This window comes from Marinitoga sp. 1155 (assembly GCF_001021175.1).
In the GTDB taxonomy this organism is placed as follows: domain Bacteria; phylum Thermotogota; class Thermotogae; order Petrotogales; family Petrotogaceae; genus Marinitoga.
The window spans coordinates 15094-32575 of the sequence record NZ_AZAX01000013.1; the positions used below are offsets into that span (position 1 = coordinate 15094).

Here is a 17482-nt window from a genome sequence, read left to right on the forward strand (position 1 = left end):
TTATGTGGAAAGAAATACCGGAAAAAGTATCACAGGAAAAAATAACATTTGACGTTAGGGAATTAGAACCATTATTATCAGGTCCATCATTAAAATTAGAACCATACAAACCAGAAATGGCTAAATTAAAAGACGGTAGTTATTTATATATCAGACCATTAGAAAAAGAAGAAGTTCCTAAATTATTGCCATTCATAAAGAAATTATTGGATGTTGATCATGATTTTTATGATATTGTTGGTGTAAGAGTTTATGGAGAATTATTAGGTTGGTATAGAAATAGATTAAAAGATCCATATTTTATGATAGGAACAATTAATGGGAAATTAGCAGGCTTTGCAAATGCAAGAGTTATGAATAATGGAATTCATATTAGTCTTCATTCAATGGCTTTTGTTAGAGGATTAAGAGTTGGAGCTATTATGTATTATGCCAAAGCAAAATATGCATTTGAAAAATTAGGTGCAAAAGAATGGTGGGCAACATATGAAAGTTATAATGGATTTAAGAGATGGGGACTCGGAATGGCACAACCATCATATCCATGGCCAGATGTACAACATGAACTTGGCGGAGCTAAAGTATATTATGTAACAAAGGAATATTGGGATCTTTCAATAAAAGAATACTTAGAACAATTGGTAAAAACAGAATTAGTAGAACCTACACCAGAAGTTGTTGAAGCAAATAAAGAATTGATAATTCCAGACAGTCCCGTCGTTTAAATAAAATGGCAGGCCATTGGCCTGCCTATTTTTTTATATTTATAAAATAAATTGCTCCAATTGTGTATTATAGGGCTTAATTTCATTATGGGATTAAGTTTTTTTAACTCATAACAATAATCTTTTTAATATTTCCCTATATTCTTCATTAATATAAATCTTACCTTTTTCTCCAAATAATATTCTTTCTTTTTTAGAAGGTGAATTACGTGATATGGCACTTGTAAAGGCAGAAACAGAACGTGTATCTTTTAACTGTAAATCTTTCATTATTTCATCTTTAGAACTTTTCCCTTTTTTTACCATATATTTCAAAAATTCTCTTGTAGAGTCAGTTAATGAATTTATCAACCCCTTTAACTCTTCTTCAGACCATTTTTCGTCTGTTATTTTAGATGTTCCTATTAACTCTTTAAAAACCCTAATTCTTTTAGCAATATCATTTGATAATATTCCAAAAAGATATTCTGTTGGTAAATTTCCATAATCCAATAATTCAATTAACTCTATTAAAAGAGGTTCAGTTTTTAATATACCTTTATTTAATTCCAGTATATCAAAATTTATTTTTTCATTACCGTAAATCAAAATTTTCTTTTCAAAATCAACTGAGATACGTAAACGGTTAAATAATGATATAATAAATAAGGAAAGGAATTTATTATCAATTTCTTCGGGAAATGTTTCGGATTTTAAGAAATCCAGTATTTCATAAAAATCACTTTTTGAATTCAATTTGTCAAAAATTTCTACTTTTAACTTTTCTTCTTCGTTCATTATATTATTTCCAAGAAAAGAATATAATGTTTTGAGTATTTCTTTGTACAAATTTATCACCTCGTTATAAATGTATGTTATTATATATATTATATCAAAAAAGGAGCGATTTTATGCAAAAAAAAGTAACTGTAAACGATAAAAATTATTATAAAAGATTGGATAAGTTTTTAAGAAATAATTTTAGTAATTTGAAATTAGGATTTATATATAAACTCATTAGAAAAGGTTTTGTATATGTAAATAGTAAAAGGGTAAAAAAGCAGGATTATGAGTTGAATATAGGAGATATCATTGAGATAAAGTACAAAGGGCCACTTGAAGAAAGAAAAAAAGAAGAGAAAATATTACCAAGGCCACTTGATTTTGAAATTATTTTTGAAGATAAAAATATTATTGCAATTAATAAACCAGCAGGTGTTTCTGTTCATCCGGGGAAAAATGAAGAAAAGGTTACTATTATAGAGGGGGTATTATATTATTCGAAAGGTGAATTCGAACCACATCTTGTTCATAGATTGGACAAACATACTTCCGGGGTTTTAGTGATTGCTAAAAATAAACGGGTTGCAAGGGAATTAACAGATATTATAAAAGGTAGAGATATAACAAAAAAGTATTATGCACTGGTTTTAGGGAAATTAAAGGGGAAAAATAATAAATTAGAAAGTGTATTTGAAGATAAAAAAGCCTTGTTGTTTTATGATGTTGTTGATAATTACAAAATAGAAAATACAGATTTATCCTTTGTGGATGTTGAAATAAAAACAGGAAGGAAACATCAAATAAGAAAACAATTTGCAGAAATAAAAAGTCCTGTTGCAGGAGATAATAAATATGGTAATTTTGAAATAAATAAAAAGTTGAAAAGATTAATTGGATTGAAACGATATTTTTTACATTCATACTTTCTTGAATTTATATATAAAAATAAGCGTTATACATTAATTTCTAATTTAACACCTGATTTAAAAAAGGTTTTAGATAGATTAGATTTTTAAATATATTGAGGAAGTGATTTTTTTGAAAAAACATAAAAGATTATTTTATATTTTGATTATAGTATATGCAGTGTTCTTATTTGTTTATATAACTTTTAATGATATAAAATTTTTAAAAAATGGTTATCATATTATTGATAATAAAAAACTTGAAAAACATTCTATTATTGTAGAAAATAAAAAAATTGATTATTATAAATATCAAAACTTTGTAATTATAAGTGAAAATTCGACTAATTTAAGTTTGAATGATTTTAAAGAATTTATAATGAATTTTGATAATATAATAATTGCCGAATTTTCCGATTTTGGTTTTTTATTTGATAAATACAAGATTTATCTAAATAATTCAGAATTGCGAAAAATCAGATATGCACATTATATAAAGCCAAAAGAGATGGATAAATACAATATTAGTCAAATCACCCAGCGTTTCTGGCGTGCATTTAATGAAAGAAGAATAAATGTATTTTATATACCATCGCATAAAAAAAGGAATGAAATAATAAAATCTATAAACAATAAGCTGAAAAATATAGATAAAAATATTCCTCCTTTATTTAATACCAATAGATGGCTCAATTATCTTACACTGTCAATAATTTCTATATACTTATTGTTTTTAAGCCCAATATTATCTATAAGTTATATAGTTGCATATATATTTTTTACTTCGTGGTCCTATGTTTTTTTAGCTATAGTGTTTTCATTTATTATATGGATAAAGTGGAAAAATAAATATTTTAGTATTAAAAATGTATTCAATTTATTATTATTAACTATAATATTTGGAATATTGATATATGGAACAGGATATACCTACTTACTTGTTTACAAAATTTCTGTAATAAGAGGGGTAAAATTATTGCTCATAACTCTACCAATAACTTTATTCATAGTTCAATTACAAAATTTTAAATTGAATAAAAAAGATATAATTTTTTCATCAATAGTATTGATATCAATATATTTTTATTATATATTGAGAAGTGGAAATTTTGGATTTGCAACAATGTTTGAAAGAAATTTAAGAGATATGCTTGAGAAACTATTAATTGCCAGACCACGATTTAAAGAATTATTTTCATATATCTTTATTTTTTCAAATCCACCTACCAGATTTTTTAAAATATTCTGGAATATTGGGCAATCAATATTATTTATATCTGTCTTAGATACTTTTTTACATTTTCAAACACCATTATATTTAGGAGTTTTAAGAACTTTAAATGCATTTATAATAACTTTATTCTTATATAAAATGTTAAAGAAAATTCTATTTAAAAGAAAAAATAGTAATAATTAATAAAGCTTTATATGAAAAACGTTATTAAGTTAAACTATTTAAGAATAAATAAAAACAGGCCTTTTTGGCCTGTTTTTATTTATTCTTATTAATAATTTTTCATTTCTTTTAATATTTCAATTAAAAATTCCCAGACTCTTTTTACTGAAGATATGCTCATTTTTTCCTGTGGTGTGTGAACATCATAGAGATTAGGTCCAAAAGAAATCATATCAACATCTTTCAATTTTCCTGATAAAATACCACATTCTAATCCTGCGTGAATAGCTGCTATTTCTGGTTCTTTACCATACATATCTTTATATACTTTTTTCATCAATTCTCTTATTTTTGAATCTGGTTTATATTCCCATGCGGGATATGGAGCATTTGTTGTTATAGTTGCTCCAGTTAAATTTGCGATAATCTCTGATTTATTATGGATTAGATCTCTTAATGTTTCTACAGAACTTCTTGTTGCTGAAGTGAATTCTATTTTATTGTTATATGTTTTTACGATACCAAGATTACTGGAACTCTCTACCAGACCTTCGATAGCTTTGCTCATTGTTTGAACTCCATCATGAACTAACATCAAAATATATATTGCTTTTTCAAAAGATTTTTTTGTTAATACACTTTTTGGATTTTCCATTTTCTCAATTGAAACTGTTACACCTGGATCTGAATCGCTTAATTCATTTTTAAAGATTTTGTTCCAATATTCAATAATTTCTTTAGCTTTCTCCATATTATCAATAATCAAATCTGCTGTTGCTTCTCTTGGAATAGCATTACTTTTATCTCCACCATTTATTGAAGCACATTCAACTTTTATTTTTTTATTTAAATCATACAACACCCTTCCTAATAATTTGTTAGCATTACCTCTTTGTTTTATAATTTCCATACCTGAATGGCCACCCTGTAATCCTGAAATTACTAATCTTAAACTATGTTTGTTCTTTGGTTCTATAAATTCAACGGGTAATGTTATAATATCTCTTAAACCGCCAGCACAACTTACATAAAATATTCCTTCTTCTTCTGAATCAATATTTAATAACACTTTTCCTTTTAATAATGAAGGATCCAATTCATTTGCTCCAGTCATTCCTGTTTCTTCTTCTGTCGTGAATAATGCTTCTATTTCTGGATGTTCAATATCTTTTGAATCTAATATGGCTAAAGCATAAGCTACTGCAATACCATTATCTGCACCTAATGTTGTATTAGTTGCTTTTATATAATCTCCGTCTATCTGTAATTTTATAGGATCCTTTGAAAAATCATGTTTTGAATCAGATGTTTTTTCACAAACCATATCAATATGCCCCTGAAGAATAACCCCTGGAGCATTTTCATAACCTTTAGTTGCTGGTTTTCTTATAATTACATTTAATGCTTTGTCTTGAATGTATTCTAAATTTTTTTCTTTAGCAAAATTTACAAGATAATCGCTAATAGCTCTTTCATTTCCTGAACATCTTGGTATTTTACTTATTTCTTCAAAATAATAAAACACCTTTTCAGGCTTTAGCCCTTTTAATATTCTCATTTAATTTCCTCCTTAACTTAGTTTGTTTTGCGAATATTATTTAATAATATTATATCATATATATCAAAAATTTTATTAAAATTCTATACCGATATTTATCCATATAAAAGCTAAACCCCATTCTGGGTATGTAATTGTTAAAGTATCATTTTTTTCTGATGCATTTCTATTTTTATATAAAAATAGAAAAATATCAATAACAGGGTATTCAATAAATATGTTTTTAAAAGTATTTCTTAATCTGAAAAATTATATCATATTTATGATATAATTTCGTTAAGGAGCGTGATATTAATGAAAATCATATCTTGGAATGTAAATGGTATAAGAGCAGCTATAAAGAAAGGTTTTATAGATTTTCTGGATTCTGAAGATCCTGATATTTTATGTGTTCAAGAAACAAAAGCAAGGGAAGAACAATTAACAAAAAAATTTTTAAATTATGGTTCATGGAAAAAGTATTTTGTTTCAGCGGAAAAAAAAGGGTATAGTGGTGTTGCTACTTTTACAAAAATAGAGCCAAAAAATATTTTAAAAGGTTTTGGGATTGAAAAATTTGATTCTGAAGGAAGAACATTAATTACTGAATATGAAAACTTTTCGCTTTTTAATATATATTTTCCCAACGGTAAAGCAAGACATGAAAGATTGGAATATAAAATGGATTTTTACTATTATTTATTGGAATTTTTAGAAGATTATAAAAAGAAACAACCTAATATTATTATTTGTGGTGATGTAAATACTGCACATAAAGAAATAGATCTTGCAAGACCAAAGGAAAATGAAAATGTATCTGGATTTTTGCTTATAGAAAGAGAATGGATTGATAAACTTTTAAATAGTGGTTTTATAGATACATTTAGAATGTTTAATCAAGAGCCAAATAATTATACATGGTGGGATTATAAAACTAGAGCAAGAGAAAGGAATGTTGGATGGAGAATAGATTATTTCTTTATAAGTACTCCTTTGGAAAATAAAATTAAAGATGCTTTTATTCTTTCAGATGTAATGGGATCAGACCACTGCCCTATTGGAATTAAAATTGATATTTGATTTAAAACAAAAGCCCTCCATTCGGAAGGCTTTTATTATATTTTAAATATTTCCATTAATTTCTCATCTAAAGTAGCGCTAATAATATTGTTTTTTATTAATATGTCATAAAATTTATACACTTTATCTTCAAGTTCTTTTCCAAATATATATTTAAATGTTACTCTTTCAATAAATTTCTCCACGTTTTTTATTGGTGCCCTCATCATATCAAATGAAAGTTTTGCTGCTTCTTTCTTATTGCTATTAACCCATTCTATTGCAGCTTTTAATTCTTCTAAGACAATCTTTACAATTTCTGGATATTCTCTAACTAATTCTCCTTTAAATACAACCCCTGCATTTGGTAATAATCCAAATCCTTCGTTTATTTCATTCCATATTTTACCATATGATAGTTCTGAATAAGTTATATTGCTTTCTTCTAATGCTTTTATCACAAATCCTGCTTCTGGTTCTCTTAATAAGACTGTATCTACTTTACCAGATAGAAAATCCATCATTATTTGTTTAGGTCTACCAAATGGATTTCCATAAGTAAATTCAAAATCTTTTATATTGAGACCCTTTGCCTCTATTAAATATCTGGTTATTTTAGCTGGTGGTGCATCTTCAAAAAGTGGTATATGTATTTTTCTTCCTTTTAAATCCTCAAGAGATTTTGCTATATAACCTCTTGTTAATATCGTAAAGTTATCCCAAACAAAAACAACAGGCATTTTCACATCCATATCTTTCAATTTTGAAGCAGTTATTAATGCTGAAAAGCTTATATCTGCTTTTTTATTTATTATCCATCCAAGATGCTTTTCTGTTTCTTCCCATATTTTTAACTCTTTTATATTTACAACTTGTTTTAATTTTTTTGATTGTAATAATCTCATGATTATAGGATATCCTACAGGAGTTGCAGATTGTATTGTTACTGTTGGTTTATCAGAATAGTTATAATTATTAATATCATTTTCAATTCTGCGTGTGAAATATACTTGTACTTCATATGGGTTAATTTCTTTAACTTCAGCATCAAATCCCATTCCATCTAGCATATTTATTAAAGGGGTTGGAACAAAAGTTTGAACTAATATAAAACCTTCACCTGGATCTAATGAATAAGCTTTTTTTATAATTATATCAAATGGATCCTGTTGCATCTTTCTTACATCAAGAATTTCATAATCTTTATTGTTTTTCAATTTTAAAGGTTTATTATAGACAGAAATTCTTGTTTTATATGGATTAATTTTATTTAGATTATATAGGAATTTATGAGATTCTATTACTTTTATTATTGGTTCAGGGTCTATTTCTCCCTCAAAAACTAATGATTTTCCAGGTTTTAAATTTTCTATTTGATTAACGATTAAAGTTAAAGTTTCAACCTCATGTTTTTGAATTTTCATAATCGTTTCAGGTTCTTCCCATGCGATTTCGGTGCTGTTGTATTTAGGTTTTGTGTCTTTTATACATTCGGGAAATAATGTATATAATTCTTTTTCTAATCCTAATTCTTTATTTATAGCATGTAATATCTCGCATAAAGAAACGCCTGCCATTTTAGCAGCATTTTTGAATGTAGCATATTTTGCAATGGTATTCCACATTACAGGATTTTGCATTGTCTTAAATTTTGGTGATATTTTTAATAAAACCTTTTTTAAATGTGGATATTTTTCTAATGTTTCCCTGATTTTTGAATCTCCAGTAATTGGTTCACTTTTTTTTGAAAAGATAGCTTTAGTTGGACAAATATCCATTGCTCTCTGACTATTGCTTAATTCTGTTTTATTTTCAGGTTGTTTAAAAACTATAGCTTTCCCATTTTCTATTTTAAAATTTTCTGGAGCAGTTCTCACACATGCCTTGCAAGCTATACATTTTTCTTTTTCAACATTAAATTTCTCCATATAAATTCCACTCCTTTATATCAATATATCAAATTAATTCGGATAATTTTTATCTAATTATATTATATACTATTTGTATATATTTTTCTGTAACTTAGATTACGATTTTATCTTTTGCCTTTTTAAAGAATTTATTTCAGAGATTAAAAGAAACACAAAGAAGAAATTCATTGCATGAAAAATTATTTGTACAAAATTAAGTATTATAAATTACAAACAAAAAGCGTCTACGAAATTGTAGACGCTTTTTGTTTTGAGTTTTTATTAACCGAAAAATTTTGAAAATTATAATCTTTTATAGGCAGAATATGTCCTGTATTCTTTTAATTCCATATAGTATATGCCATAAGAATTGGGGGGTATTTTTCCTTTTACACTGCCCATAGCAATGTATAATCTATTGCTGCTAAAATGATCTTTCATGTGCATGGCATCCAGTAGCAAGGATTCGTTAAAATATAAATGTATATCTTTTTCTTTATCCGTTGGATTAATTATTATCAATTTGGCATCTTTTATATTTTTATATTTTCTATAATAAGCAAGTATATCATTATCATTGGAAATAACTTCATAATAATTTCCCTTTTTTAAAGCGTCAGAATTTTTAAATAACTTTATAAGTTTTTTATAAAATTTTAGAACTTCATTTTGATTATCAACCTTTTCCCATTCCATAACTCCACGGCAAAATGGATCGTTATCTCCAGTCATTCCAATTTCTTCGCCATAATATATTAAAGGGCTACCAGGTAATGTAAATTGCATAATTACAGCCATTTTCCAATTGTTTCCAAATATATTTTTAATTCTTGCTGAATCATGAGAAGAGAGCATATTCCACGATTTCAGGATTTTCAAACCACTATCCATTATAACTTTATTTAAAATTTCAGATGTGGTTTTTCCGCTTAAATTTCCTGTTAAATAGTTTATAATAATATCTGTATAGTAATAATTCATAATACCATCCATTATCTCTATCCAATCTTTAGGATATGCCCATACTTCGCCAATAATCTCGTGATTACCAGATAATTTTATATGTTTTACTATATCTTTTAAAATATTGAATCCAAGGTCATAAGCACAATCAAGGCGCCAATGATCAACTCCTAATTTCATCCATTTTTTCATCACAGAATTCTCATCCTGCCATAATATTTTTTGTAACTGTGGATTTTCCAGATTTAATTCTACCAGTGATGAATGATCGCGCCAGAAAGTATAATATCCATTTTCTTTTCTAAAATAATCCTTTTCCTTTTTTCCTTCTAGAGCTTTTTTAAACCAGATACTTTTGTCGCTCATATGATTTAAAGCAATGTCAAGATATAACTCTATATTTTCTTTATGAAGAGAATTTATTAAATTTTTAAGATCATTTTCATCACCCAAAACTGGGTCTATTTTAAAATAATCTATTGCATCATATCTGTGGTTACTATTAGCTGCAAAAATAGGCGTGAGATATATAAAATCGATTCCCAAATCTTTAAAATAATCTATTTTTTTCTCAATGCCTTTTAAGTCGCCACCATATAATCTTTTTCCTGCTTTTTCATCATTTATAATAGGAGTTTTCCATGGTGTGTTTCCTCTGTTATAATAAGAGTAAAACCTATCAGGAAATATTTGATAACCAATTTTAGCTTCCATAATTCACCTCAATCTATTTTTATTTCGATGAAAATCAAAAATATTTTATCATAAATAAGAATTTTTTTCAATAATCAAAAATAAATAAAAACAATAACGAATTTTAGGGGGGGTTATATGAATATTAGAAAGGCTAAAGAAAATGATAAAAAGGATTTAGTTGAAGTAACAAGGTATTCCTGGGATGATGATTATATACCAGAAGTTTTCGATGACTGGGTAAAAGAAAAAAATGGGAATTTTTATGTGATTGAGGAAAAAAATAAAGTAATCGGGTGTGGAAGGATGAAAGAAATAAAGCCGGGTATCTTCTGGCTTGAAGGGTTACGTGTTCATAAAAATTTTAGAAACAAAGGTTATGCTAGAAAATTGACAGAATTTTTTCTTAAATTAGCAGGTGAAAAAGGGTATAAAAAAGTAATGTTTTCAACTTATTTTGAAAATGTCGAAAGCAGACATATAATGGAAAATTATGGATTTGTTGTTTTTTCGAAATATAAATGGCTGTATTTCAATGAGAAAAAATATAATGAATTATCAGATGAAAATTTTAAAATTGCTGAAGATTTTGAAAAAATAAAAAATTATATATTTAATTCTATTGAATACAAATATTTTAATTATATTTCATTTGCCTGGACATTTATAGAATTTGATGTAGAACTATTAAAATATATTTTTGATAGGAAAGAAATATTTATAAAAGAAAGCGAAGGGGAAATTGAAACCTTAGTTATTTTAAGCGAATATCTGCAAAAAAATAACACATTATCAATATCTTTTATTTCGGGAGATATTGAAACAGCATTGGATTTTTCAATATATCAATATTTAAAAAAAGAAAAATCATATCTTAATATTATGATTCCAGAAGAGCTGCATATTAAAAATAAATTCTTAAATAAGGGGTTTTTAGAAGAAGATAATGAAAAAACAAATGTTCTGTTGTATGTTCTTGAATAAAGACGGTTTGACGCATTTAAATGGATTTATAAACAAAAAAGGTTATAAATCTTTTTAAAACGAGTTATTAAAAAAAGGATAAAATAAGGTAAAATTTAAAGTAGAATTTATATTACGTAAATCTTTTTTGGAGGGATACAATGAAAATTGTAGGAAAAATTGCACAAAGAATAGAAGCGAAAGAAAAGGCGTATGGTGAATCATTGTATACACCGGATTTATATTTTGATAGAATGCTGTATGCTGGTGTGGTTTATTCAAATATTCCACATGGAATATTAAAAAGCATAGATATTACTGAAGCTGAAAAGGTTCCAGGAGTTGTTAAAATAGCGACATATAAAGATGTACCTGGAACAAATAAATTTGGTGTTATTACAAAAGATATGAGATTTTTAATACCAATTGGTGAAAAAATCAGATTTGAGCATGATTCAATAGCATTAATAGCAGGAGAAACAAAAGAAGCTGTTGAAGAAGCTATTGAAAAAATACATTTTGAAGTTGAAGAACTTCCTGGAGTGTTTACAATTGAAGATGCCATTAAAGATGAAATAAAAGTAAATAATGAAAAAACAAATATAGCATTTCATAAAAAAATCAGAAGAGGAAATGTTGATGAAGTTTTTAGAAATGCTGACTTAGTAATAGAAAAAGAATTTGAAACAGATTACCAGGAGCAGGCGTATCTGGAAACACAGGGAGTTGTAGCATATTATAATGGAGATGTAATGAAGATTTATGCATCAATGCAATGTCCGTTTTATGTTCAGGAAGATGTTTCTGAAATATTAAATATTTCGTTTAATAAAGTGGATGTTATTCAAATGGAAACAGGTGGGGGATTTGGTGGAAAGGAAGATGTTCCTTCATATATTGCATCAAAAGCTGCTTTACTCTCTTATTTAACAAGAAGACCAGTAAAACTGATATATGAAAGAGAACACGATATAAAAGAAACAAGTAAAAGACATCCATCAAAATCATACTATAAAGCAGCTTTTAAAAAAGATGGAACATTAATAGGGCTAAAAAGCAAAACATACCTTGATATGGGAGCTTATTCTACATTATCTCCTATCGTTATGTATAGGACATTAACTCATTCAGCGGGGGCATATAAAGTTCCAAATGTATATGTGGATGTTTATGGAGTATATACAAATAAGGTTCCATGTGGAGCTTTTAGAGGATTTGGTTCTCCTCAGGTGTTATTTGCTATTGAATCTATAATGGATGAGGCTGCAGAAAAATTAAATATAGATCCATGGGATATACGATATAAAAATGCTCTTGAAGTTGGTGATGAAACATCTACCGGTCACAAATTGGAATATTCTGTAGGAGCGAAAAAAACCCTTGAGAATATTAAAAGATTGTCTAATTATGATAATTTAAAAAAAGAAATAAAAGAATTTAATAAAAGTAATAAATTGAAAAAGCGTGGGTTAGGTTGGTCTCATATTATATATGGCGTAAGTTTAGGAGCTGGAGGACAGCATCTTGATGCTTCAAATTCAGAAGTTCATGTTTTTCCTGATGGAACTATAAACATAATGTTTGGTGGTACAGAAATTGGTCAAGGAGCTAAAACAGCAATTTCAATGATTGTTTCGGAGGTTTTAGGGCAAAAACTTGAAAAAATAAATGTATTGCAAACAGACACGTTTATAGTACAGGATAGTGGCCCTACAGTGGCTTCAAGAACAACGGTATTTAGCGGAAATGCAGCAAAAGATGCAGCCGAAAAAATAAAAAGGAATATAATAGAATTTTTATGTAAAAAATTTGATGTTGAAGAAAAAGATATAAAAATAAATTTAGGAATATATAAAATAAAAGATAAAGAATATTCATTTGAAGAGATAGCAAAAATGGCGAATGACGCGAATGTAAAATTAAATGAATCGGGTTGGTTTAAATCTCCGAAATTAAATTTTGATATGGAAAATGGTATAGGGGAAGCATATGTAACTTATACATATTCCACACAACTTTCATTGGTAGAAGTGGATATGTTAACTGGAAAAGTCGAAGTTATAAAAATGTGGATATCTCATGATATTGGTAAGGCAATAAATTACGATGGAGTAATAGGGCAGATTCAAGGTGGTGCCGTTCAGGGTATGGGACATGCAATAATGGAAGAAATAAAACAGGTTAACGGAAAAATTATTACATCAAATTTTAATAATTACGTTATTCCTACTATAAAAGATATTCCAGAGATTATACCTGATATAGTGGAAGAAGAGTTTCCATATGGACCATTTGGTGCAAAAGGGATTGGAGAACCTTCATTGATGAGTGCTCCACCATCAATAGCAAATGCGGTTTCAAATGCCATAAAAAGAAGAATTTCAAGAATACCAATAACTATGGAAAATGTAATATCTTTGATAAATGAAAAATAATACTAAAAGACAGAACAAGGGGGTAGTTATAGAATGAAAAGAGTGCCGATCGTGGGTCCAACATACGAAGAAATGTTACATCCAGAAAAAATTGATCCAGAAATCAGAAAAAGAGCTATAGAAATGAAAAAAAAGGATCCACTTCATCCAATTAATTTATTTAATATATCTTGGAAGGATGAAAATAATGAGATAAGGTATTTTGTTATGCCAAAAGAATTAACAGGTGTTGATGCAAATATTATAGTTTTATATGCCAAGGATTTTCCATCAGGAAGTCATAAAGTTGGAGCAACATATTCGGTATTAATGGAAAAAACAATAACTCATGAAGTAGATGCCTCAATTCATAAATTGGTATGGCCTTCAACGGGAAATTACGGTATAGGCGGAGCTTTTGTCAGTTCAAGAATGAATTATGATTCCTTGGTAATTTTACCGGAAGAAATGAGTCAAGAAAGATTTGACATAATTCGAAAATATGGTTCTGATGTTATAGCAACTCCCGGATGCGAATCAAATGTTAAAGAAATTTATGATAAAACAAAAGAACTGAAACAAAATGATCCTGAACATATAAGAGTATTAAACCAATTTGAAGAATTTGCGAATTATAGATTCCACTATTATGTTACTGGAAATACTATGATTGAAACAGTGAAAAGGTATCATATAGGAAATGAAAGAATTGCGGCGATTGTTTTAGGGGTTGGTTCTGCAGGAACAATTGCCAGTGGAGATAGAGTAAAACAGGAATTTCCAGAAGTTAAAATAGTGGCTATGGAACCGGTCCAATGTCCAACAATTGCTTTAAATGGATATGGAGGACATGATATTCAGGGAATTGGAGATAAACACGTTACATGGATACACAATGTTATGAATAACGATGCAGTTGTTTTAGTAGATGATGTTGATAGCAAAAAGATGTTACAGGTATTAACAGATGAAGAAGGAAAAAAATTCTTAAAAGAATTTGTGGATCCGGAAATGGTGGAATATATTTCAGATAAGTTTGGTATTTCAGGAGTTGCAAATGTTATTGGTGCTATAAAAATGGCTAAATTTTATAATCTAAAATCCGATGACAATATATTTGTTGTTGCTACTGATAATATTGCCAGATACCATTCTGTAATGGAACAAATGACAGAAACGTATGGTAAATTAGAAAGAGCAGAAGCAAAATCAAGGGTTGAAAGAATATTCTTATATCAGGAAACATCCGGGATATTCGAAGGTGATAAATATAATAGAGAAAGATGGCATAATTTGAAATATTATACATGGATTGAACAGCAGGGAAAAACAATAGAAGAATTAGATGCACAGAAAGAACAAAAATACTGGGAAGAACATCAAAAAAAGGTTCATGAAATTAACAAATTACTGGAACAATATAGAGAGGAACATAAAGCAACTTTAAGGAAGGTGTGGCTTGAAAAATGAAGAAATTATTTAAAAATATATCATATCTTGCAACCTTCGATAATGAAAATACAGAATTGAAAAATGCATACATTTATATTGAAGATAACGTTATAAAGGATATAGGAACTGGTAATCCTGATATGACAGCAGATGAAATTATAAATTGTAAAGATATGCTTATAATGCCAGGATTTGTAAATACTCATCACCATTTATATCAGTCTTTAACAAGAAATGTTAAAGGAGCTCAAAATGCAAAATTATTTGATTGGCTTGTATTCTTATATGAACGATGGAAAAATATTGATAGAGAAGGGTTTTATATAAGTTCAATTATAGCAAATTATGAAATGATGAAGACGGGAGTTACAACTACTACGGACCATTTATACTTATATCCATATGGTTTAAATGAGGCAATAGATGCAGAAATAGAAGGAGCCATAAGAACAGGAATTCGTTTTCACCCAACTCGTGGAAGTATGTCAATGAGCAAAAAAGATGGAGGTTTACCACCTGATAGTGTTGTGCAAACAGAAAAGGAAATAATAAAAGAGAGTATAAGAGTAATTGAAAAATATCATAATCCAGAAAAATATTCTATGTTGAGAATAGCATTGGCACCGTGTTCTCCTTTTTCTGTTACAGCAGATTTGATGAAAGAAACTGTTAAACTTGCAGAAGAATATGATGTATTAATGCATACGCATGTTGCAGAAACACTTGATGAAGAAGAGTATTGTATGGAAAAGTTTGGAAAGAGACCGGTAGATTATATGGAAGAATTAGGTTGGTTAAACCCTCGTGCATGGTTTGCTCATCTTGTATGGTTAAATGAATCAGATATAGAAAAGTTATCACAAAATGATGTTGGTATGGCACATTGTCCATCTTCAAATATGAGGCTTGGTTCTGGAATTGCTCCAGTTATAAATATGAAAGATAAAATGCGAATAGGAATAGCAGTAGATGGAAGTGCAAGTAATGATACAAATAATATGATTGCAGAAATTAGGAATGCTCTGTTATTACAAAGGGTAAAATATGGTGCAGATGCATTAACAGTGAGAGAAGCATTGAGATTAGGAACTGTTGGTGGAGCAAGAGTATTAAGAATGGATGATTATATAGGAAGTCTAGAAATCGGTAAAGCGGCGGATTTTATAGGATTCAATTTAAATAGATTGGAATTTGCAGGTGGCCTTGATGATCCGTTGGGAGCTGTTTTAATGTGTGATGGAAAACAGGTTGATTTAAATGTTATAAATGGAGAAATAAGAATAAAAGATGGAAAAATTTTAGATGAAGAATTGCCGAAATTAATAGAAAGACATAATGAAATATCAAAAAAAGTTATAAATAGTTTATAGAAAAGATGCGGCATATGCCGCATCTTTTCTAAGATTTCTGTTAGGGGGGATAAAATGTTTGATATTTTAATCAAAAATGCAAAATTAAGGAATTATAAAAAGTTAAAGGACATTGGCATAAAAGATGGTTGTATTATTAAAATTTCAGATAAACTAACTACAAAATCAAGAAGAATCATAGATGCTCAAGGGAATTTAGTAACGGAGTCTTTTGTTAACCCACATTTGCATTTGTGTAAAGTATATACATTAATGCAAATGAATGAAAAAGCATTGAAAGATTATCATGGTGAAAATATGGGTAAAGCAATGTCTGCTATAGAATTAGCTGCAAAAATAAAAGAAAATTATAATGAAAAATGGATAATACCAAATGTAAGAAGAGCTATTAAGTTAGCAATAGAAAATGGAGTAATGCACATCAGAGCATTTGCAGATGTTGATAGTAAAGCAAAATTAGAAGGAGTTAAAGCTCTTTTAAAAGTAAAAGATGAATTTAAGGACGAAATTCATCTTGAAATAGTTGCATTTCCTCAGGATGGAATTGTAAAAGAACCTGAAGCATATAAATTAGTAGAAGAAGCAATAAAATTAGGTGCTGATATTGTTGGTGGAATACCTTGGATTGAATTGACTGAAAAAGATGAAAAAATACATATAGATAAAATGTTTGAAATTGCTAAAAAATATAATAAACAAGTGTCAATGCTGGTAGATGATGCAGGAGATCCGGGATTAAGAACACTTGAAATGCTTGCTATTAAAACAATAGAAGAATCATGGGAAGGAAAGGTATTAGCTCATCACGCAAGAGCAATGTCAATGTATCCAACACCATACCTAATTAAACTAATAAATTTACTAAAAAAGGCAAAAATAGGTTTAATAACTGATCCCCATACTGGGCCATTGCACGCAAGGGTAAAGGAAATGATTGAAGAAAAAGCTTTAATTGCACTTGGACAGGATGATATTTCAGATGCATATTATCCGTATGGAAGAAATAATATGCTTGAAGTAGGTTTTTTAGCTTCACATATATTATGGATGACAACAGAAAAAGAAATTAAAAAATTATATGATATGATAACTATAGATGCGGCAGAATGTATGGGAATACAAAAATTTAAATTAGATGTTGGGAATGAAGCAAATTTAGTTGTATTAAATGTAAATAACGAACTTGAAGCATTTAGAAATCATGAAAAACCTGAATATGTAATATTTAAAGGAAAAATTATAAATGTACTAAAGTAATGATTGTAGTAAAATTCACAAAAAATTAATCTTTTCGTTTTTTATTTTTACATAAAAGTGATTTAATATTGGTGAA

The 17482-nt window shown here is 28.0% G+C and carries 13 protein-coding genes; 9 read left to right on the plus strand and 4 right to left on the minus strand.

Features of this window, described 5'->3' with window-relative positions; translation table 11 throughout:
• Positions 1-2 precede the first annotated feature (2 nt).
• The gene (locus X274_RS05510; RefSeq protein WP_047265818.1) at positions 3-725 is read left to right on the plus strand and encodes an N-acetyltransferase; all 723 of its coding nucleotides are present in this window, start codon (positions 3-5) and stop codon (positions 723-725) included.
• A gap of 108 nt (positions 726-833) precedes the next feature.
• Here the strand turns inward: X274_RS05510 and X274_RS05515 are convergent, their stop codons facing one another.
• Positions 834-1553, minus strand: coding sequence for a hypothetical protein (locus X274_RS05515; protein WP_047265819.1), 720 nt, complete (start codon positions 1551-1553; stop codon positions 834-836).
• Between the two features lie 62 nt (positions 1554-1615).
• Between X274_RS05515 and X274_RS05520 the strand changes: the two genes are divergently transcribed.
• The gene (locus X274_RS05520) at positions 1616-2503 is read left to right on the plus strand and encodes an RluA family pseudouridine synthase (protein WP_047265820.1); all 888 of its coding nucleotides are present in this window, start codon (positions 1616-1618) and stop codon (positions 2501-2503) included.
• 22 nt (positions 2504-2525) lie between these two features.
• Positions 2526-3809 carry a DUF5693 family protein gene (locus X274_RS05525; protein ID WP_047265821.1) on the plus strand — a complete coding sequence of 428 codons (1284 nt, stop codon included), beginning with the start codon at positions 2526-2528 and terminating at the stop codon, positions 3807-3809.
• An 88-nt stretch (positions 3810-3897) separates the two neighbouring features.
• On the opposite strand, the gene X274_RS05530 is transcribed toward X274_RS05525, so the two are convergent.
• Entirely contained in the window at positions 3898-5346 is a 1449-nt protein-coding gene (locus tag X274_RS05530; RefSeq protein WP_047265822.1) for an aminoacyl-histidine dipeptidase, read from the minus strand.
• A 294-nt stretch (positions 5347-5640) separates the two neighbouring features.
• Here X274_RS05530 and xth point away from each other — a divergent pair, with 294 nt between their 5' ends.
• Complete coding sequence (gene xth, locus X274_RS05535; RefSeq protein WP_047265823.1) at positions 5641-6405, plus strand: exodeoxyribonuclease III; 765 nt, start codon at positions 5641-5643, stop codon at positions 6403-6405.
• A gap of 35 nt (positions 6406-6440) precedes the next feature.
• Here the strand turns inward: xth and X274_RS05540 are convergent, their stop codons facing one another.
• Positions 6441-8312: a DUF1858 domain-containing protein gene (locus X274_RS05540; RefSeq protein WP_047265824.1), complete on the minus strand. Its 1872-nt coding sequence runs from the start codon at positions 8310-8312 to the stop codon at positions 6441-6443.
• A gap of 285 nt (positions 8313-8597) precedes the next feature.
• Positions 8598-9971, minus strand: a complete 1374-nt coding sequence (locus tag X274_RS05545) for a glycoside hydrolase family 13 protein (protein ID WP_052913190.1) — start codon at positions 9969-9971, stop codon at positions 8598-8600.
• A 117-nt stretch (positions 9972-10088) separates the two neighbouring features.
• On the opposite strand from X274_RS05545, the gene X274_RS11540 reads away from it, so the two are divergent.
• The 5 genes from X274_RS11540 to X274_RS05570 all read left to right on the plus strand — a co-directional run bounded on the left by X274_RS11540 (position 10089) and on the right by X274_RS05570 (position 17406).
• The gene (locus X274_RS11540) at positions 10089-10934 is read left to right on the plus strand and encodes a GNAT family N-acetyltransferase (RefSeq protein ID WP_052913191.1); all 846 of its coding nucleotides are present in this window, start codon (positions 10089-10091) and stop codon (positions 10932-10934) included.
• 140 nt (positions 10935-11074) lie between these two features.
• The gene (locus X274_RS05555; protein WP_047265825.1) at positions 11075-13348 is read left to right on the plus strand and encodes a xanthine dehydrogenase family protein molybdopterin-binding subunit; all 2274 of its coding nucleotides are present in this window, start codon (positions 11075-11077) and stop codon (positions 13346-13348) included.
• A 33-nt stretch (positions 13349-13381) separates the two neighbouring features.
• On the plus strand, positions 13382-14797 hold the full coding sequence (locus X274_RS05560; RefSeq protein WP_047265826.1) for a PLP-dependent cysteine synthase family protein: 1416 nt from the start codon (positions 13382-13384) through the stop codon (positions 14795-14797).
• Positions 14794-16149, plus strand: coding sequence for an 8-oxoguanine deaminase (locus tag X274_RS05565; protein ID WP_047265827.1), 1356 nt, complete (start codon positions 14794-14796; stop codon positions 16147-16149). Before X274_RS05560 ends, X274_RS05565 begins: the two co-directional genes overlap by 4 nt.
• 54 nt (positions 16150-16203) lie before the next feature.
• Positions 16204-17406, plus strand: a complete 1203-nt coding sequence (locus X274_RS05570) for an amidohydrolase family protein (RefSeq protein ID WP_047265828.1) — start codon at positions 16204-16206, stop codon at positions 17404-17406.
• Positions 17407-17482 lie beyond the last annotated feature (76 nt).